The following is a 20,872-nucleotide window of genomic DNA, read 5'->3' as shown; positions in this document are numbered from 1 at the left end:
TACCTTAACTCACCCTTCTACTACAACAATACCCATAGAAGATGCTGTACCAATAACCATCTTAGCTGCAGCTTCAACAGTATCAGCATTCATATCAGACATTTTACGCTTAGCTATCTCATAAATATCTGACATCTTAACTTTTCCAACATTATCTTTTCCAGGATTTACTGCACCTTTATCAATTGCAGCAGCTTTTTTTAATAAGTACGACACTGGAGAATCACTTATTGTAAAACTATAAGATTTGTCATTATAAATAGAGATCCTAGCAGTAACTAAATCACCAACCTTGTATTGATTGCCTTCACTACTTGTAATATCATTAAATTCCTTACAAAACTTAGGCATCGGTATACCACGAGGCCCTAAGACAGAAGCAATTTTAGGTCCAGGATTAGCTTTCCCAGCTTCTATCATTAAATTTATCTTAGATATTAAAACAGCACTCATGATTGCGCCTCCACTTTTTGTATATGCTCTAACTTAAATTCTATTTTAGTCAGCCTACCAAATATCATAACACTGACTCCCGCTATTTTTTTATCGTCATTAATATATTCAACCTTACCATTGAAATCTTGAAATAACCCGTCATTAATGACTACTTCATCACCAATTTCAAAACTAACAACATTAGTATCATCAACTACACTTTGACACATCTTTTTACGCATAGATTCCATTTCACTATCCGAAATAACCTTAGGAACACCAAAATCATTGTTTAAGAAATTTAATACCCTAGGTATACTCTTAACAAAATTTATCGAATTCTCATTTAAATTCATATACAAAAACACATATCCTGGTGACAACTTCCTTTTTACCAATATCTTTTTATTATGTTTAACACGGGTAACTTCTTCATATGGAATAAAAACTTCACGGAAATTTTCCCCTAAACCTAACACACAAGAATTTTCCAAAATAGCTTGACAAACTTTTTCCTCGCTACCAGATGATACCTGAATAATATACCACTCATATTTCATAAATTACTCCAAGTATTATCTTTATAAATTTTAAAAATAAAAAATCTACACTACAAAATAAAATAGACATAAAAGTAATTATTAGTATTACTACAAATAAAAAACCTACAACTTCATTCTTAGAAGCCCAAGAAACCTGCAAAGCCTCTTGTTTCACTCCAAGTAAAAACTTAGTAACATTACTCATTATCAAACTACCTACACGTCGTACTACTAAAATTAATGGCAGGAGTGATAGGAATCGAACCCATAACCTTCAGTTTTGGAGACTGACGCTCTAGCCAATTGAGCTACACTCCTACTAAAAAATATCTATGTACCACTACTACTCCAAAATTTCAGTAATAATACCTGAGCCTACAGTTCTACCACCTTCACGAATTGCAAATCTCAATCCTTGATCAATAGCAACAGGCTTATCCAAACTCACTTCGATATTTATATTATCCCCTGGCATTACCATTTCTACTCCTTCTGGTAACTTTATATTCCCTGTTACATCTGTTGTTCTAACATAAAATTGCGGCTGGTAATTTGAGAAAAATGGAGTATGTCTTCCTCCTTCTTCTTTTTTCAATATATATACCTCTGCCTTAAATCTCTTATATGAATGTATCTGTCCAGGTGCACTCAATACTTGCCCTCTTTCTACATCTTCTTTTTTTATCCCTCTTAACAATATTCCAGCATTATCCCCTGCTTCTCCTGCATCTAATGCTTTATGAAACATTTCAACACCTGTACATACTGTACTTTGTATCTCACGCAATCCTACTATCTCTATTTTATCCCCTACTCTAATTACTCCTCTTTCTATTCTTCCTGTTACTACTGTACCTCTTCCAGGTATTGAAAACACATCTTCTATTGACATTAAAAATGGCTTATCTTTTTCTCTTACTGGTAAACTTATTTTTTCTAAAGCATTCATCAATTCCATTATTTTTTCACTCCACACACCTGAGCCTGTTTCTTCTTCTAATGCTTTAACTGCAGATCCTCTAACTACATCTATATCATCCCCAGGATACCCATATTTTGATAACAATTCCCTTATTTCCATTTCAACTAATGACAACATTTCTTCATCATCTACAACATCACACTTATTCATCCACACTACTATATCTTTTACACCTACTTGCTTTGCTAATAATATATGTTCTCTTGTTTGTGGCATTGCTCCATCAGTTGCAGACACTACTAATATTGCTGCATCCATTTGTGCAGCACCTGTTATCATATTTTTTATATAATCAGCATGTCCTGGACAATCAACATGGGCATAATGTCTATTTTCTGTTTCATATTCTACATGTGCTGTTGAAATGGTTATTCCTCTTGCTTTTTCTTCTGGTGCTTTATCTATTTCATCATATTTTACACTTTTATTCCCTTCTCCACTCAACCTTTTTGCCAACACTGTTGTTAATGCTGCTGTCAATGTTGTCTTACCATGATCAACATGCCCTATTGTCCCTACATTTATATGCGGCTTCCTTTCTTCTACCATAACATTACACCCATATTACTTAGTTTTTATTTCATTAGCTACTATATTATCAGGTACTTGTTCATAGCAAGAAAAATACATGCTATATTGTGCTCTACCCTGAGACATAGAGCGTAAATCCTTAACATAACCAAACATTTTTGCTAAAGGAATAAATGCTAATATTACTTTAGTATTATGACGATCTTGCATCTCAGCAACCCTACCTCTTCTACTATTAATATCTCCTATAACATCTCCCATATACTCATCAGGAGTTATTATTTCAACCTTCATAATAGGCTCAAGTAATATTGCACCAGCTTTATTTACCATATCTCTAAAAGCACCTTTTGCAGCTAATTCAAATGCTAAAGGACTAGAATCCACCTCATGAAATGCACCATCAAATAATGTCGCTTTAAAATCAATAACAGGAAACCCTGCTAACATACCACTGCCTCTTATGTTTTCCAATCCACTTTGAACACCTGGTATATATTCTTTAGGTATTGCCCCACCAGTAATCTTGCTCTCAAATTGAAAACCAGACCCAGGAGGTAATGGTTCAAACAATATGTTTACTTTTGCAAATTGCCCAGCACCACCCGTTTGCTTTTTATGAATATATTCAATCTCAACAGATTTAGTAATAGTCTCCCTATAAGCAACTTGCGGAGCACCTATATTAGCTTCAACATTAAACTCACGGCGCATTCTATCTACAATTACTTCAAGATGTAATTCACCCATTCCTTTTAAAATAGTTTGCCCACTTTCAGGATTTACATACATACCAAGTGATGGGTCTTCTGCAACTAATCTACTCAAAGCTATACCCATCTTTTCCTGATCTGCTGTAGATTTTGGTTCCACTGCAATTTCCATAACAGGTTCAGGAAATTCCATGCGTTCTAAAATAACAGGGTAATCCAAAGCACATAAAGTGTCTCCAGTAACTGTCTTCTTTAATCCAGCCAAAGCAACAATATCACCAGCTTGTGCCTCAGTAATATCTTCCCTATTATTAGCATGCATCAACAAAATTCTACCTATAGACTCAGTAGAGTCTTTTACTGCATTTAATACCGTGGTCTTGCTTGATAACTTTCCTGAATAAATTCTTATGAAAGTCAAACTACCAACAAATTTATCAGTCATTACCTTAAACGCTAATGCAACAAACTTACCACCAGCAGAAGTCTTAACATTTATAGTATTAGAAGTTTTTACATCAAGTGCTTCAATCACAGGAATATCATTAGGTGCAGGTAGAAAATCAACAACAGCATCTAATAAAGGCTGTACCCCCCTATTCTTAAAAGCAGATCCGCATAAAACAGGAACAAATTTTGACTGAATTACACCTGTACGAATACAGCTCTTTAGCAAAGAAACAGATATCTCTTTACCTTCAAAATACAAATTCATTGCTTCATCATTGAGCTCAACAGCACTTTCTAAAAGCTTATTCCTATACTCTTGTGCCTTATCAATCATATCTTTAGGAATTTCTCCATAGTGGAAACTAGCGCCAAGAGAATCTTCATCCCATATAATAGATCTCATCTCTAATAAATCAACAACACCAACAAAATCTTTTTCAGATCCTATTGGCAATTGCAATACTAATGGAGTAGCACCTAGGCGATCAACTAGCATATCAACACATCGATAAAAGTCTGCACCCATCCTATCCATTTTATTCATAAAACAAATTCTGGGGACATTATATTTATCAGCTTGACGCCACACTGTCTCTGATTGAGGCTCAACACCTGCAACACCATCAAATACAGCTACAGCACCATCTAAAACACGCAGTGACCTTTCTACTTCTATAGTAAAATCAACATGACCAGGAGTATCAATAATATTAATCCTGTGCCCGTTCCAAAAACATGTAGTAGCTGCAGAAGTTATCGTAATACCTCTTTCTTTTTCTTGCTCCATCCAATCCATAGATGCAGCACCTTCATGTACCTCACCAATTCTATTTTGTTTACCAGTATAAAAAAGTATACGTTCAGTAGTAGTAGTCTTCCCAGCATCTATATGTGCCATAATACCTATATTCCTACACTTAGATAACTCGTTATCTATGTTCACTATTATCTCCAAAAATTAATATTAATTAAAGCGAAAATGAGAAAATGCCTTATTTGCTTCAGCCATTTTATATTTTTCTTCTCTCATCTTATATGCACCACCGCGCTTATTATAAGCTTCTAATAGTTCATTACATAAACAATCCATATACATCTTATTACTACGCTTTCTAGCTGCTGCTGCAGCTTTAAAAATCCAACGTAAAGCTAATGAGACTGCTCTATCTTCTTTTACTTCAACAGGAACTTGATATGTTACACCACCTATTCTACGAGAACGAACTTCCATTTGTGGCATTACGTTATTTAGGGCAGCATTAAAAATTGACATAGCACCCTCACCAAGACGAGCTTCCGCCTTATTTAAGGCTCCATATACTATTTTTTCAGCTATAGATCTTTCACCAGAGCGCATAATAACATTAATAAAGCGTGCTAACAATACACTATTATATTTTGAATCGGGAGAAATAACTCTTTTACTTGCCCTACGACGACGAGACATACATTACCACATTAATTAACTTTTCTTCACACCATACTTTGAGCGTGCTTTCTTCCTGTTTTGTACTCCCCTAGAATCTAATGCACCACGTATAATATGATAACGAACACCAGGTAAATCTTTTACACGCCCACCCCTTATTAAAACAACTGAATGCTCTTGTAGATTATGTCCTTCACCAGGTATATAAGCTATAACTTCACTACCATAACCTGCAATTTTTACACGAGCAACTTTACGTAAAGCTGAATTTGGTTTTTTGGGAGTAGTAGTATATACCTTGACACATACTGCTCTCTTCTGTGGATTATGTTGAAGTGCAGGCGCCTTATTTAATGCAGAACGAGACTTTCGCGGCTTGCGAACTAATTGATTTATTGTTGGCATAATGTAATAACCTTACAGTTTATATAAAACAAATACAAATAGCACCATATTTTTAATAGAAGCATGCGTTACTTATAAAAGAATCATGAACCTTAGTCAATAGAAATTTAACGATTTTCACAAACTATACAGACTTATAATACAAAACACTTAAGCACTCTCTATAAATATACTATTAAAAATTATTTGCAACTATTATATTCAGCTTTTTCTAAGTTTTAAAACAACATATCAAGCAAATACATTACATATATCGACATAATTCATACACTATTGTTGAACATGAAATTGTCTCACCTCTTTCCCAGATGCATTATAGAGCGTAACTATCACATCACCAGTAAGTCCAGGCTCCTGCATTGTAACTATTGCAAAACCAAAATCTAATTCATTTGTAATTGTATTCGCAATAACATCACCAATTCTAACATTTTTAAACAATAACTTATCTTCAGGAACACCATGAAGTAATGCGCCTCCATTACCAGCTATTATCTGCATCGGAACATATTTTTCTTTGTTTGTAGACTCTAAATCTAATACCTGAGACAAGTGCATATGCCCTGATAGAACCACAGAAACGTTATCAGGAAACAAATCTCCAAAAGCTTTTTTCTGTGATACATTACCATAATAAATATCCCCTCCTTTTATATGAGTAGAATACGACCATAGAGGACGATGAGTCAAAAACCATATATTAGAAGACTTACTTTTCAAGAGTGGTAAAAATTGCTCTTTTAAATTTTGAATATCTGAATCAAGAACATTTTTTTCATCACCAAAAGATGAATCAAAAACATAAAAATCCAAATTACCACTATTTAGTCTGCTAGCATTAAACATCCATGAGTCAGTAAAATTATTACATTTATCAGAAGAAGATGGATACTGATGAGGATCTAAATATCTAAACCATCCCATGTAGGATCTATCACAATTCTCATGATTACCTCGAACAAACAAAAATGGAGCTTTATCAGCAATTAAAACTGACGGGCCTAACCAATCAGCTTTCCAAGCTTCACTATTATCCCCACCACGAACATTGCCACATTTTTCTACATCAACACATTTACCTGCTCTATATAAATAATCTCCAACATGAACTATCAAATCAGGATAATGCTGGGCAATATTTGATAATATTTTCTTCAAAGGCCATTCTTCTGAAGATGTACAACGTTGTTGATATAATTTCCCACGCCAAAATGACACTATACAACCAGTATCAGCGATAATTGCTATCTTTCTAATCTCTTTATTTATAACAGGAACTTCCATACCATCAACGAATATTTCTTCTGACGTCTGAGGCACTAATAACTCACAAACTTTATCATCAAAAACACCCTTCTGTGGAAATGCTCTCACAGTCATCTCTAATTTTTTACCATCTACATTTACTATAGGACAATTCTCACCTTCTGGAACAACAACTCTAACACTCAACTTATCATTACTTGTAACCTGAGACCAAGTAAATAACGGTTTAGCATCAGCAGATATAGATAATAAAATTAGCAACACAAAAAAACATTTTATCTTAATTAGCATAACCTTCATCTTACACACCTTTTTCTAAGTAATAATACTAAGATAAACCTCATGAACAATAAAACTTACAGCACTAAATGCTTATATCTAATAGTAAAGTCATAGAACCTAAAACTCACACTTTAAAACAAAAGCATAATATGCTAAAGATATTATAATCTATAACTTTACACCATATAATTTTAAAAGCAATATTTCTTGTACACCATTAAACAACATAAGTGTAATAGATTATATACACAACAAAGAGGTACGTAATACCAATAAAATGTTATCTATCATCATATTTTATTATCATATAAAAACTATGATTATTTTTATAATTGCTCGTCTTAACTGTACACAACACAATTTACACAAATCAATTTAAGTAAAGAAAATTATCTATTTATTATATTATTTTAAGTTATTGTTTAATAAATACCTATGCTAACAAATAATTAAACTCAATATATTTTTATTAAAAATATACTCAGGTCCCACTTTCTAATACGTACAATTAATCAAAATGCTCAAAATATTAATTATAAAATTACTTTCTTTTATTACTGATTCTAATAACAAATGCAGAATTTTCTGCAGCATATTTATTATATGAATTAATAATAATTAATGATTCTAATACTTTTCTTTAAACAATAAATACGATATGCTACTAATTAAGTTTTTGTAATGTGCTTAAAAATGAATACTAAAGATTTATTATTCGTACCTTTAGGTGGTGTAGGACAAATAGGGATGAACGTTAACCTATATCATCTTGATGGTAAATGGATAATTATTGATTTCGGAGCAGGATTTGCTGATGATAATATGCCAGGAATCGACATGATTGTCGCTGACATCAGCTTTATAAAAAAAAATAGGAAAAATTTACTTGGGATAGTACTAACACATGCTCATGAAGATCATATAGGAGGTATACAATACCTATGGAGCGATTTACAGTGCCCAATATATGCAACAAAATTCACATCTGCTTTATTACAAGCAAAATTGAAAGAATATCAACTTAAAGTTAATATAACAGAAATTGATATCACAAAAAGATTAAAACTCGGTCCATTTTCTCTTGAGTTTATTAACTTAACACACTCAATTCCAGAAATGAATGCAATCGCATTACATACTGAAAAAGGGGTAATAGTGCATACAGGAGATTGGAAATTAGACGACAACCCAATTATTGGGCCTATATCAAACACACAAAGATTAAAAGAATTAGGAGATGAAGGTGTATTAGCACTTGTATGTGACTCAACTAATATATTCACTAAGAACAAATCCGGCTCCGAAGGTGACCTAGAAGAAAGTTTATTTAATATAATAAAAGACTGTAAGCAAAAAGTAGCTGTATCTTTGTTTGCTTCTAACATTGCAAGAATTCAAACAATAGTACACATTGCAGAAAAATTAGGCAGAAAAGTAGTAATATTAGGAAAGTCCCTTGTAAGGATCACACAAGCTGCACAAGGTAGTGGGTACCTACAAGATATATCACAATTTATCGATATCAACCAAGCAAACAAATTACCAAGAAATCAAGTTTTACTTCTTTGTACTGGTTGCCAAGGTGAAGCATTAGCAGCAACTGCCAAACTTGCTAACAATTCTCATTCATTAACAAAATTAGAGCATGGAGATACTATAATCTTTTCTTCTAAGATAATCCCAGGAAATGAAAAACGTATATATAGTGTATTCAACAAATTTATTAACATGGGAGTTAATGTTATTACAGAATTCATGGAATATGTACATGTATCAGGTCACCCATCAAAAATTGAAGTATCAACTATGTATTCATTAATAAGGCCTAAACTCTCTATTCCTGTACATGGAGAATATATACATATGCATGAGCATGCCAAAGTTGCAGAACAATGCAATGTAGAAAAAGCTATCATCGTTCATCCAGGAGACGTAATAAACATAATAAAAAAACAAAAAGTTAATTCTGTAAAAGCTGGGTACTTTGGAGTTGACGGCAATTTCTTACATCATCCACAAGGAAATGTGATATCTATGAGAAAAAGGATGCGAGATTCAGGAATAATTATAGTAACACTGGTTTTAAATAATAAAAAAGCATTACTTAAAGAACCAAGGATCTTTGCTCCAGGAGTACTTGACCATTCTGATAATCAAGCAATTACAAAAAAAATCTTATCAAAAATTAGTAGTGATCTTTACTCTAAAAAAATAAACAATATAAAACAACATGTAGAAAACATAGTTTTCAATGCTTTAAAATATGATATTAAAAATAAACCATTTATTGAAGTACAACTAGAATACATAAATTAATATTCGCACACAGCATTAAAATCATTGGTTAACCTAAAAACACTATTATAAATGAAACTACATTTAAGAAACTAAAACCTTTAAAATTTGTAGTACAATCAATGCAATTGTATTTTTTATTACAAACTATATAACAATGTTTATACATTCAAAACAATGATCTTTAACATAAGAGAGTTAAATTATAAGTATTCAACCATACATTCTAAGGTAGAGAATTCTTTAAAATTGTAATTACAATAACATATCAACTGTATTTTATATTATAAACTAGCCGACAATTTTTACACATTCAAAGCAATATTATCTAACACAAGATGGCTAAACCGTAAGTATTCAACAAACATATTCAAACTAATGAAAACTTGTAATATAATAACACACAAACTACAGACTATAAAAGTTGGCTTATAAATAACCATAAGTTTTTATACTAATTCTCATTTTTTAACTAATATTTTATCGATCAAACCGCCTTCTAGGTGTTGTACTATTTGTTTTTCTTACGAAGATAACCTATTTATTTTATACCACTACTAAAATGAATAACATTTATAAACATAAAATTACGCATAAATACACTCATCCTCACTGTTTACACAACAACAAAATTACATACACAATTGACATTTTAATAAATTCATACACTATTTATTGCTTCACAAATATGACCTAATTAATAATAATACTTATTAATTTATGGATGTTTCAATACTTATGGACTACAAACTTGTCACAACAATTTTAACATTGTATATGTATAATATGGTTTTCTAAATTAAAATGTCATGAACAATCAATCATCAATAATAAAAGCAACTATAGCACTAATACCATTTTATGGATTATCAAATGATACATTATTAAAAGCCTGTACCGATCTTGATTTAGATGAAGAATTTTACAAATTCCATAATGGAATATATGATGTATTGAATAGTATAAACGATGATTTGATTAACTTTATAACAACTAAATTTTATGAAACAGATAACGTAAATAATTTTAAAATACGTGAAAAAATACAACATGCAGTTCACTTATGCTTAATATATTATACATCATTACCAAATTACAGAGAGCTATTAAAACATATATTGTCTGCAGCACCATATAACATGTGTTTTGCTGCTAAATTTCTGTATAAAGTAGTAGATTATATTTGGGACTTAATAGGTGACAGATCAACTGATTTTAACTACTATACAAAAAGAAGTACACTAGCTATCGTATATGCAAGTACCGTTATGTATTTTATCAATGATTTTTCTGACAACCATTCTGATACCATACTTTTTTTAGAAAGACGTATCAATAATGTCATACAAATACACAAACTAAAATCTTACATATTTAATAAAACAGAAAAATTTAATATATTTAAAGTTAAATTTGATGCTGAATAAAAGTTGTTACTATAAAACAAAATTACTTAACATACTTATAAATACCAAAACTAAATCACTCATGATAAATCAAAAGAAATACATATACTACACATCTAACAAATTGTGATTAAATTAATTCACATCCTACACTCAAAGTGCTACACTGTATTCCATTACAAGATCAACATGACTATGTTAATTCAAAATTGTAATAGGAAAGATATTAGATGATAAATAATTTATTGTACAACAGATAGTATTATGAAAATCTCATACATTCAACATAAAATATTGGAATAAGTAAAGATATTTTAAGATATTTATCTGATAAATAGTGCATTATAATGTTTACCAAATATGCTATAAATTAAATGTTACACTTATCGTATTATATTTATGTATAAAAAACTCAAAGATTTTATAAAAGTAGGATTCTCATTACCAAAACTTTTAGGACATAACACACTACACATAGAGAACAATGTAGAGGAACAAATGTCTAGCACCTTAACAAAATCACTATCTATTGTAGATAATATTGTAAACTTTCTATTCAAGTACAATAGAAAAGGCACAATAAATGAAGTATTAAAAGTATCCTGGGGCCCATTATTTAGTGGGTTTATAATTATCTTACTATTTTTTGGTGTATTTGGAATATGGGCTGCAGTAGCACCATTAGATGGTTCAGTTATTGCACAAGGAGAAGTTATTTCCTCATCAGAAAAACAAATAGTACAACACCTAGAAGGCGGTTTGATCGATAAAATATTAGTTAAAGAAGGGGAACTAGTACAAAAAAATCAACCAATAATATATTTACATAACACTACAGCTCAAGCCAATTTAGATATTATAAAAGAACGAATGCTTGATTTACTTGCAACGGAAGCCAGATTAATAGCTATAAAATATGATCGTGAATCTATAGATTTTCCAAATACTATCAAGAATCTATCAGATGAAAAAACAAGAGACCAAATAATACAAAATCAACAACAATTATTTGAATCTCATAAGAAAAACATATCTGGACAAATAGACATTTTACAACAACGTACAAAACAGCTACGTCAAGAACTATCTGGATTATCAGCACAATTAACTTCAGCAACAACTCAACATAAACTGATCAGTGAAGAATTAGAAACAAAGAAAAATCTTTTAGAAACCGGGTATATTAGTAAGCCATATATCATTGCACTTGAACGCCAATATGCTGAATCTGAGGGGAAAATCGGTCAGCTCAAATCCGCTATTGCATCAGTAAATCAAAAAATTGGAGAAAACAAATTAGAAATAATTAACATTACAAATAATGTACAAAATAAAATCAATCTTGACCTCAAAGATATCACATCTGCAATTACAGATTTAAAAGAAAGGATGAAAACTGCACAAGACATATTAGACAGAACTACAATAAGATCACCACATGCAGGTGTTATCACTGGATTAAAATACCATACAGAAGGAGGTGTTATACCACCAGGTGCTCCTATTACAAATGTTGTACCATTAAATGATGATTTAGTCATAGATGCAAAAATACAAACAAGACATATAGAAGAAATTCTATCAGCACAAATGAAAGATAAAAATATAGTATCGTATGAAAAATACAGAGGATTAAAAGCTAAAGTACGTCTCAGCGCTTACAATATACGTAAAATTGGACTAGTAAATGGAATAGTAGTACAAGTATCAGCTGACGCCTTAAGTGAAATCAACGGAATGCGTTATTATAAAATACAAGTAATAATACCAAAAGAACAATCTGAAAAACTTAGAAATCTAAAGTTGTATCCTGGAATGCCAGCAGAAGTTTTTATAATTACTCAATCTCGTACTTTGCTTAATTATTTATTTACTCCTATAACAAGTACTTTTGAAAAAGCTTTTAATGAAAGATGAGAAATAATATGAAACTTAGTACTATAGAAATATACAGTAATAGTATTTAGTACAACAATTATTATATTAATTTATAACCAAGTATTATAGGACAAAACCAGCACTGCTAAACAACAAAATTTGGTAGAAGCTTTTTATAAAACCTGGTAATGGTGATATTTTAACCTTAATATTATTCAGTATATTACTTTTCAATAGATGAATTCATCAGTAATAAAGGACATGCTGATACTTCATATGCTTTATTATAGTATTAGTTGAGTTAATACACTAGTAGTGATATTACGCAAGATATTTCAATATGATAAACCTGAATGTAGTAAAGTAATGTTGTAAATACTCATAATTATAATGTTTTAATCTTGACAATAATTCATTCATATAAACCTGTCAGTTATGTGAAGATTTATGATACTGTTATATTATTCATATGCTTAGTATTGGTAACTATATTATGTAAAATGTTTCATATGATAAACCTAAGTATAGTAAGACCATATTATAAACTTTAGTAACTGTAACATCTTATTTTTGATATCATAACTACACTAATACACGAGCGCATCTGCAGGATATTATTATGTATTCTTCATACGCTTTAGCCACATTACTGGGCTTAGAGCCAATAGTTATGTTAAAAATGTTATGTGAAATATTTTGTGTAGTAGCACTAAATATAGCAAAATGACACATAGCTATTTTATTTAATATTTTACTGATGTGCTATTAATAGTTAGTACAGTCCGAAAAGTGTTTATGAAAAACAAGAAATAACGTTACTTGAATTTTGCAAATACATAGTGATAGTTTTTATATAACAATTGCAATGTAATATTTAACAAGCATGTTCAATAGATACTAAATAATGATCAGAAAACATTAGGCTTATCTAATTTCAATGAGAAATGTGCTATAATATTAAAATATTTGACTGTTATTTCATACTAACATTATATGAGGTAACAACAATTCCACACACAACAAAAATAGAAGCTACAAATGTACTTAATACAACCATTACTATAATATGACTTTAGTAGTATAACTTGATAATCATGTTGAAACACTTCAGACAGCACAACTACTATTATTAAAATCACTAGTGTTATAACTAAAAAATACTAGTATGTATCATTTTATATCTATCATCATACAGTTAATGTAAGTGAATTAGAATCAAAATTAAAACATTATAATTATGAGTATTTACAACATTACTTTACTACATTCAGGTTTATCATATTGAAACAGTTTACATAATATCACTACCGATATTAAACCAATGAGCACTATAACTAAAGCATATGGAGCTGCATCAGCATATCTCTCATCACTAATAAGCTCATACATTAGAGTAGCCATAGTATCAAAATTAAATGGCCTGATAATTAACGTAGCCGCTAATTCTTTTATAACATCAACAAATACTAATAGAAATCCAACTAATATACTTTTTCTAATCATAGGAATATGTACATTAAAACACGTAGAAATTACATTATGACCCATTAATAAAGATGACCAATCTATCTCTCTTGGAATTTTATTTAACCCAGATTCTATAGGCCCTAAAGATACAGCAAGAAATCTAAAAACATACGCATATATTAATCCAAATGTTGTTCCAATAAGTGCAAATGAAAAATATGAGTTAACAAAATGCGATATATTACCAAGTAATACCATAACACTTACAGCAACAATAGTATTAGGGATAGCATAACCCATAACAATAAATCTTATCGCATAAGATAATGATTCTCTTTTTCTTATAATATATGACATAACAATTGATATTATAACAGCAATAACTGACGTTATGAATGCTATACTTATACTGTTAAATACAGACATATAGAATCTAGTATTAGTCACTAACGTTCCAATTCTTTCAACAGTCCAGTATAATAAAGGCACAACAGGTATAACAAAACCTATTAATATTGGTATTGAACAAACACAATATATTAGTGTCAGTTTCAGTTTACTGTTAACCTGCCAAGTATGATAATATTCTGTATTCATCTTTATCGTAGAATAAGATATTCCTTTACCACGAAATAACTTTTCAAATATAATAAGCAAAAATATAAAAAACAATGCAATAAAAGCAAATAAACAAGCAGAATATTTATCATGTAATAAAAACCAACTCCTATATATCCCACTAGTAAAAGTATCTATTGCAAGAAACTGAGGTGTACCAAAGTCAGATATCACTTCCATTAGCACAAATGAAACACTAGCAGCAATAGCTGGACGCACTACAGGTAAAGCAATAGCAGTTAAAATTTTACATCTAGAAGGACATAATGTAGTAGCAACTGCAACAGTACCACGTATAGCTATCAACCCTGTTCTAACTAACATGTACACATATGGATATAAATTAAATCCTATAATAATTATTCCCCACTCTAAAGATTTAACAGTAGGAAAATAATAATCGCCCTTACTCCAGTGAAAAGTTTCTCTTAAAAAAATCTGTAAAGGACCAGAAAATTCAAAAATATTCACATAAACATATGCAACTATATACCCTGGTATTGAAAGTGGCAAAAACAGTGCTATTTCAAAAAACCTACGTCCAAAAAATGAATAATAAGTTACAAACCAAGCTGCTGATATTCCAATCACAAGTGCTATTGTACCAACTCCTAACATTAACACAACAGTATTAAAAGTATAGTTAGGTAAAACAGAAGTTAACAAATTTATCGTTTTATGCTCAGTAAATATGATAGAAATTAATGACAATATTGGTGCTATAAACATACCAATTAATATGCATAGAAAAATATTCTTCGAAAGATTTACAAACGACACTATATTAGAGAATTAATTATCATTAATCATACATTTCATTATACATAGACAACATTCATCAGTCACTCAAAACATTATAAAATATTTTATTGATAATATTTCTCTATGTATGGTATACACAAGTTTTACGCTCTACATTTAAAAGGTAGTATAAATGACTAAGTATCATAGTTTAGTTAGAATAATGCATTGGTTAACTGGCATACCAATAATACTGATGGTGATCATGGGATTCTGCCTAAAAATGGATGTGTTCCCCAGCAATTACCCTATAGGAGAACTATATACATTACATAAAGCAATAGGCATTATTTTACTGTCTTTACTAATATTACGTTTAGTATGCAGATTCAGTTCAATTATACCTCCATATCCTAACAGTTTCCCACATTATCTCATTTTAGTGTCTAAAATTACACATTTAGGCTTATATATTACTTCTATAACAATGGCTATGTCTGGGTATGTTATGTCTTCAGCTTCTGGAAGAGCAATAAAGATTTTTTCATTTGATGTACCACTGCTCATTGAAAATAATAAGAACATAGCTAATATTGCACAACAGTGTCACAATATATGTGCATATATGTTGTCTATTTTAATAATTATGCATATATTAGCAGCATTAAAACACAAATTTATAGATAAAGATAATATTTTCAATCGTATAATATAAGAGTAATCATGCTGTCAGAACTGTGGAAAATAGGTATAGAATTTTTAGGAAGTAACTTTGCAATTATGGGTGGAGCAATGAGTTGGGTTTCAGATCCTTACTTAGTCTCTGCAATATCAAATGCTGGAGGATTTGGTGTCTTAGCCTGTGGGTCTATTGATCCTGATGAATTAAGAAAAGAAATAGAGCTTACTCAACAATTAACTAATAATCCTTTCGGTGTAAATCTCATTATAATGCACCCAAGCTTAAACGAGCTAATTGAAGTTTGCATAGAAAAAAGGGTCACTCACATAGTACTAGCAGGCGGTATACCTAATAACAAAACTATCACACACATTAAAGACGCAAAAATCAAAATCATGTGTTTTGCATCATCCTTATCAATTGGGAAAAGATTAGTAAGAACAGGAGTAGATGCACTAATAATAGAAGGTATGGAAGCAGGTGGACATATAGGTCCTGTAAGCACTTCTGTACTTGCACAAGAAATATTACCGTATTTCAGAGAAGAAGAATCACTGAAAAAAATCCCTATCTTTATCGCCGGAGGCATTGGAAGGGGTGAAATGATGGCACACTATCTAATAATGGGAGCAAGTGGTTGTCAAATTGGCACGCTTTTTGTATGTACACATGAGTCACGTGCACATCAAAACTTTAAGGAAATATTTATCAAATCCTCTTCTAGAGATGCAATGTCATCTTCACAATTAAGTAAAGACTTTCCAGTAATACCAGTCAGAGCTATAAAAAATGATGCCAGTGTAAAATTTTTAGAATTACAAAAAGAAATAATTAACTTATATCATCAAGGAAAAATATCAAAAGAAGCTGGTCAACTTAGCATAGAAAAATTCTGGGCTGGAGCATTGAGAAAAGCAGTAATAGATGGTGATATTACAAATGGTTCTCTTATGGCTGGACAAAGTGTAGGTATGGTACGTGAAATACAAACTACTGAACAGGTAATTAATGGACTCATATCACAAGCATGTAACTACATAACTTCTGTTCAAAAAATCAACACAATACAAAACAATTAACATGTATACATTATAGTAACAAATGTTACCGTATTTTATTCATAAGTTAAGTAAAATCTATACCATTCTCTTTCACTTTATCAGAAGACTTTTATTTATCACAAACTCATGACGTATAGTGTCACAAATAAACACACTGCAACTGCAATCACTACGTAAAACTTTAACTCTTCTTTTTCACAACTAAAATACTAATAAAAGTAATATAGTATAAAAAATCTTAAGTAACTTGACATAATATTACTCTGATATAGCATATGTCTAGTATCTCTATACTAAACGTTTATATAATTGGAGCATATTAATGAAAGCTATCAAATTCATACTTAATGTCTGCTTACTATTTGCAGCAATATTTTTAGGGTATTCCTATATTACAAAACAAGGCATATTTCAAACAAAACATCATGATACACCTAATACTACTATACCAAATGAAGACGGTATTCAATCTAGCTTTAGCTTAATCAATCAAGACGGTAAAACAGTAACCAGCCAAGATTTCCTAGGGAAACACATGTTAGTTTTGTTTGGATTCTCTGCATGTAAAAGCATTTGCCCTGCAGAATTGGGATTAGTATCTGAAGCACTTGCACAACTTGGTAATAATGCAGACAAATTACAAGTAATTTTTATTACAATTGATCCAAAAAATGATACTGTAGAAAAATTAAAAGAATTTCATGAACATTTTGATTCAAGAATTCAAATGTTAACAGGAAATACTGAAGACATTAATCAAATAATTAAAAATTATAAAATATATGTTGGACAAGCAGATAAAGATCATCAAATTAACCATTCTGCAATAATGTACCTTATTGACAAAAAAGGATCATATCTTTCACACTTCATTCCAGATTTAAAATCACAAGAAAATCAAGTAGATAAGTTACTATCTTTAGTTAAGCAGTATCTGTAATTTAATAATTAATTAAAGAGAATAGTACACACTTTTTATAAATTCATGGAATACGTTGGATGAGTAGGTTTTTTTTAGTATTTTTAGTGCTAATAACATTGGCATTTAATGTAAATGCACAGCAAATACGAGTTGTTGGGTCGTCAACAGCATCACCATTCATTTCAGCTATAGCAGAAGAATTTGGAAGGTTTTCAGACTATGGAACTCCTATCATAGAATCGGTAGGTAGTGGTATGGGATTCAGCATGTTTTGTGAAGGCGTAGGGAAAAATACTCCAGATATAGTAATGTCATCCAGAAAAATTAAGGATGCAGAAGTTAAATTATGCAAGAGCAATAATATTGAAAATATCATAGAGATTATTATAGGGTATGATGGAATAGTAATAGCAAATTCCAAAGATAGCAATAAACTTGACTTTACAAAGCAAGATCTATTTAAAGCATTGAGTAAATACTCTACATCAAATGAATATGTTGAAACCATGTCAACCAATTACTTTAGGTATTGGTCTGAAATTAACAATAGATTACCGAATACTGATATAGAAGTTTATGGTCCATATAAAAACACTGGGACTTACAATATACTAGTAGAAGAGATAATGCAAGCGTCTTGTATACATAATCAGAATTTTATCGACGTATATCCTGATTTAAAAAGAAGGCAACGTGCATGCGGTATAATGCGCAATGATGGAAAGTATATTGAAGTAGCAGCAAATGAAAATATCATCATACAAAAGATTGCAAAAAATCATGATGCATTTGGTATATTGAGCTTTAGCTTTTTAATTAAAAATCAAGATAAAATACATGCAAACAAAATAGCAGGAGTTGAACCCAATTATGAAACTATTTCTTCAGGAAAATATATTTTATCAAGACCTATATATCTATATATAAAACAAGAACACATTAATCTTTCTAGTAGTATCAAGGAATTCATTAAAGTTATTTTAAGAGAAGAATCAATTGGTAAAAACGGATACTTAATTGGGTTAGGGTTCATCCCTTTATCAGACAAAGATTTGTTAGACACTAAAAATCGTATTACTAACATACTAGACAAAAAATAGTATACATCATAAATATAGCTTTATTTATAATTAAAGTATAAGCTATTGGTGTTGTTATAATCATAATTTCTTAAAAAGAATTTGACATAATTAACTTGTTATTGGTATCATTACTGCTCGATTTATCTATATAGGAGGACTTTCTTTGGTTGAAGTTATAGTTTACCATGGAGATATAGAACAAGGTATACGTACCCTCAAAAAGAAATTACAACGTGAGGGGAAACCTAGGCAAATGAAAATTACTCATCACGAGAAACCGTCAGAAAAACGTGCAAGAAAAAAGGATGATTGTGAAAGGAGAAGAAAAAAATTGCACAAAGTACCTTACGAGCCGCAGTTTACTAAATTTCAAGTTAGTGCTAGACATTTTCAGGTGAAGAGGCCTTCTCAAGTTAATGATAACAGTACTAACGAGTAAGTACAAAGTTGTGTACTGTAGCTCTTATATTATCTACATATTAAATTTAGTAATTAAAGTATCAAGTAAGGTATATTAATATGAATATTCATGAATATCAGGCAAAACATATACTGAGTAGGTTTGGTGTTAGTGTTCCAAAAGGAGCTATAGTACATTCGTTAAGCGAAGTTGATGATGCTATAAGTAAATTACACTCAAAAGTAATTGTCGTTAAAGCACAAATCCACGCTGGCGGCAGAGGTAAAGCTGGTGGAGTTGTAGTATGTCGTACATCAGACGAAGCTAAGGCATCCATAAAAAACATGTTAGGATCAACTTTAGTTACTCATCAAACTTCAAAGGATGGACAAAAAGTAAGGAAAGTATACCTAGAAGAAGGATGTGATATAAAGAAGGAATATTACATTAGTGCTATTGTAAATCGAAAACAAAGTCAAGTAAGTATAATATTTTCAACTGAAGGTGGTGTTGATATAGAAGAAGTAGCTTCAACTTCTCCAGAAAAAGTTATTGTGTGTAACATTGATCCACTATTCGGATTTCAAAGTTTCCATGGACGTAACTTATGTTTTGATAGCAACTTAAGCTTAGATCAAACAAGAAAAATTTCTGATATAGCTGAGAAAATATATAAAGTTATGTTAAGCACTGATGCTAATCAAGTAGAAATCAATCCTTTAGTTGAGACATCCTCAGGAAATTTCATTGCTCTTGATGCAAAAATAAATTTTGATGACAATGCATTATATCGTCATCCTGACATTCAAGAATTACGTGATTACGATGAAGAAATTAAAGAAGAAATAGAAGCTTCTAAGTACGGTTTAAATTACATTAAGATGGATGGCAACATTGGCTGTATGGTTAATGGTGCAGGTCTTGCTATGGCAACTATGGATATTATTAAATACTATGGAGCTGAACCAGCAAACTTTTTAGATGTTGGTGGAGGAGCAAGCCAAAAGACTGTTACTGAAGCATTTAAAATCATTTTATCAGATAAAGTTGATGGGATACTAGTTAATATATTTGGTGGTATCATGCGTTGTGATATCATTGCTAATGGTATTATTGCTGCAATAGAAGAGATTAGAATTAATGTTCCATTAGTTGTAAGGCTATCTGGAACAAACTTTGAATTAGGAAAAAAGTTACTAGATGATTCAAGCCTAAATATTATTACAGCAAACGACTTAAGCGAAGCAGCATACAACATAGTTAATATAGTAAAAAAATAGAGGCA

The 20,872-nt window shown here is 30.7% G+C and carries 18 protein-coding genes and 1 tRNA gene; 9 read left to right on the top strand and 10 right to left on the bottom strand.

What is annotated here, in order from left to right; translation table 11 throughout:
• Positions 1 to 9 precede the first annotated feature (9 nt).
• The 9 genes from rplK to ECAJ_RS00830 all read right to left on the bottom strand — a co-directional run bounded on the left by rplK (position 10) and on the right by ECAJ_RS00830 (position 7,044).
• Complete coding sequence (gene rplK, locus ECAJ_RS00870) at positions 10 to 453, bottom strand: 50S ribosomal protein L11 (protein WP_011304294.1); 444 nt, start codon at positions 451 to 453, stop codon at positions 10 to 12.
• Complete coding sequence (gene nusG, locus ECAJ_RS00865) at positions 450 to 995, bottom strand: transcription termination/antitermination protein NusG (protein ID WP_011304293.1); 546 nt, start codon at positions 993 to 995, stop codon at positions 450 to 452. The genes rplK and nusG overlap by 4 nt, the downstream gene beginning before the upstream one ends.
• Complete coding sequence (gene secE / locus ECAJ_RS00860) at positions 985 to 1,182, bottom strand: preprotein translocase subunit SecE (RefSeq protein ID WP_011304292.1); 198 nt, start codon at positions 1,180 to 1,182, stop codon at positions 985 to 987. Before secE ends, nusG begins: the two co-directional genes overlap by 11 nt.
• Positions 1,183 to 1,218: 36 nt before the next feature.
• Positions 1,219 to 1,295 (bottom strand) — tRNA-Trp (locus ECAJ_RS00855).
• 25 nt (positions 1,296 to 1,320) lie between these two features.
• Positions 1,321 to 2,508 (bottom strand): elongation factor Tu, encoded by a 1,188-nt coding sequence (tuf, locus tag ECAJ_RS00850; protein ID WP_011304291.1) that lies wholly within the window; start codon positions 2,506 to 2,508, stop codon positions 1,321 to 1,323.
• A gap of 15 nt (positions 2,509 to 2,523) precedes the next feature.
• A complete protein-coding gene (fusA, locus tag ECAJ_RS00845; protein WP_011304290.1) occupies positions 2,524 to 4,596 on the bottom strand; it encodes an elongation factor G in 2,073 nt (690 codons plus the stop codon).
• A 21-nt stretch (positions 4,597 to 4,617) separates the two neighbouring features.
• Positions 4,618 to 5,100 carry a 30S ribosomal protein S7 gene (gene rpsG / locus ECAJ_RS00840; protein ID WP_011304289.1) on the bottom strand — a complete coding sequence of 161 codons (483 nt, stop codon included), beginning with the start codon at positions 5,098 to 5,100 and terminating at the stop codon, positions 4,618 to 4,620.
• Positions 5,101 to 5,115: 15 nt separating this feature from the next.
• Positions 5,116 to 5,487, bottom strand: coding sequence for a 30S ribosomal protein S12 (gene rpsL, locus ECAJ_RS00835; RefSeq protein ID WP_011304288.1), 372 nt, complete (start codon positions 5,485 to 5,487; stop codon positions 5,116 to 5,118).
• Between the two features lie 270 nt (positions 5,488 to 5,757).
• Positions 5,758 to 7,044, bottom strand: a complete 1,287-nt coding sequence (locus ECAJ_RS00830; RefSeq protein ID WP_231243060.1) for a metallophosphoesterase — start codon at positions 7,042 to 7,044, stop codon at positions 5,758 to 5,760.
• 684 nt (positions 7,045 to 7,728) lie between these two features.
• Here ECAJ_RS00830 and ECAJ_RS00825 point away from each other — a divergent pair.
• From ECAJ_RS00825 to ECAJ_RS00815, 3 genes are all read left to right on the top strand, one after another.
• Complete coding sequence (locus ECAJ_RS00825; RefSeq protein ID WP_044261949.1) at positions 7,729 to 9,351, top strand: ribonuclease J; 1,623 nt, start codon at positions 7,729 to 7,731, stop codon at positions 9,349 to 9,351.
• A gap of 788 nt (positions 9,352 to 10,139) precedes the next feature.
• On the top strand, positions 10,140 to 10,757 hold the full coding sequence (locus tag ECAJ_RS00820; RefSeq protein WP_011304285.1) for a COQ9 family protein: 618 nt from the start codon (positions 10,140 to 10,142) through the stop codon (positions 10,755 to 10,757).
• Positions 10,758 to 11,135: 378 nt separating this feature from the next.
• Entirely contained in the window at positions 11,136 to 12,653 is a 1,518-nt protein-coding gene (locus ECAJ_RS00815; RefSeq protein ID WP_011304284.1) for an HlyD family type I secretion periplasmic adaptor subunit, read from the top strand.
• 1,206 nt (positions 12,654 to 13,859) lie between these two features.
• Here the strand turns inward: ECAJ_RS00815 and ECAJ_RS00810 are convergent.
• A complete protein-coding gene (locus ECAJ_RS00810) occupies positions 13,860 to 15,428 on the bottom strand; it encodes an ABC transporter permease (protein WP_044261948.1) in 1,569 nt (522 codons plus the stop codon).
• A gap of 205 nt (positions 15,429 to 15,633) precedes the next feature.
• On the opposite strand from ECAJ_RS00810, the gene ECAJ_RS00805 reads away from it, so the two are divergent.
• From ECAJ_RS00805 to sucC, 6 genes are all read left to right on the top strand, one after another.
• Positions 15,634 to 16,155 carry a cytochrome b gene (locus ECAJ_RS00805; protein ID WP_011304282.1) on the top strand — a complete coding sequence of 174 codons (522 nt, stop codon included), beginning with the start codon at positions 15,634 to 15,636 and terminating at the stop codon, positions 16,153 to 16,155.
• A gap of 8 nt (positions 16,156 to 16,163) precedes the next feature.
• The gene (locus ECAJ_RS00800; RefSeq protein WP_011304281.1) at positions 16,164 to 17,201 is read left to right on the top strand and encodes an NAD(P)H-dependent flavin oxidoreductase; all 1,038 of its coding nucleotides are present in this window, start codon (positions 16,164 to 16,166) and stop codon (positions 17,199 to 17,201) included.
• 304 nt (positions 17,202 to 17,505) lie between these two features.
• Positions 17,506 to 18,123 carry an SCO family protein gene (locus ECAJ_RS00795; RefSeq protein ID WP_011304280.1) on the top strand — a complete coding sequence of 206 codons (618 nt, stop codon included), beginning with the start codon at positions 17,506 to 17,508 and terminating at the stop codon, positions 18,121 to 18,123.
• A 59-nt stretch (positions 18,124 to 18,182) separates the two neighbouring features.
• Complete coding sequence (locus ECAJ_RS00790; RefSeq protein WP_011304279.1) at positions 18,183 to 19,205, top strand: substrate-binding domain-containing protein; 1,023 nt, start codon at positions 18,183 to 18,185, stop codon at positions 19,203 to 19,205.
• A gap of 145 nt (positions 19,206 to 19,350) precedes the next feature.
• On the top strand, positions 19,351 to 19,626 hold the full coding sequence (gene rpsU / locus ECAJ_RS00785; RefSeq protein WP_011304278.1) for a 30S ribosomal protein S21: 276 nt from the start codon (positions 19,351 to 19,353) through the stop codon (positions 19,624 to 19,626).
• Between the two features lie 80 nt (positions 19,627 to 19,706).
• A complete protein-coding gene (gene sucC, locus ECAJ_RS00780) occupies positions 19,707 to 20,867 on the top strand; it encodes an ADP-forming succinate--CoA ligase subunit beta (RefSeq protein WP_011304277.1) in 1,161 nt (386 codons plus the stop codon).
• Positions 20,868 to 20,872 lie beyond the last annotated feature (5 nt).

Source organism: Ehrlichia canis str. Jake, from assembly GCF_000012565.1.
GTDB lineage: Bacteria > Pseudomonadota > Alphaproteobacteria > Rickettsiales > Anaplasmataceae > Ehrlichia > Ehrlichia canis.
This window is presented reverse-complemented; position numbering and strand designations above follow the sequence as displayed.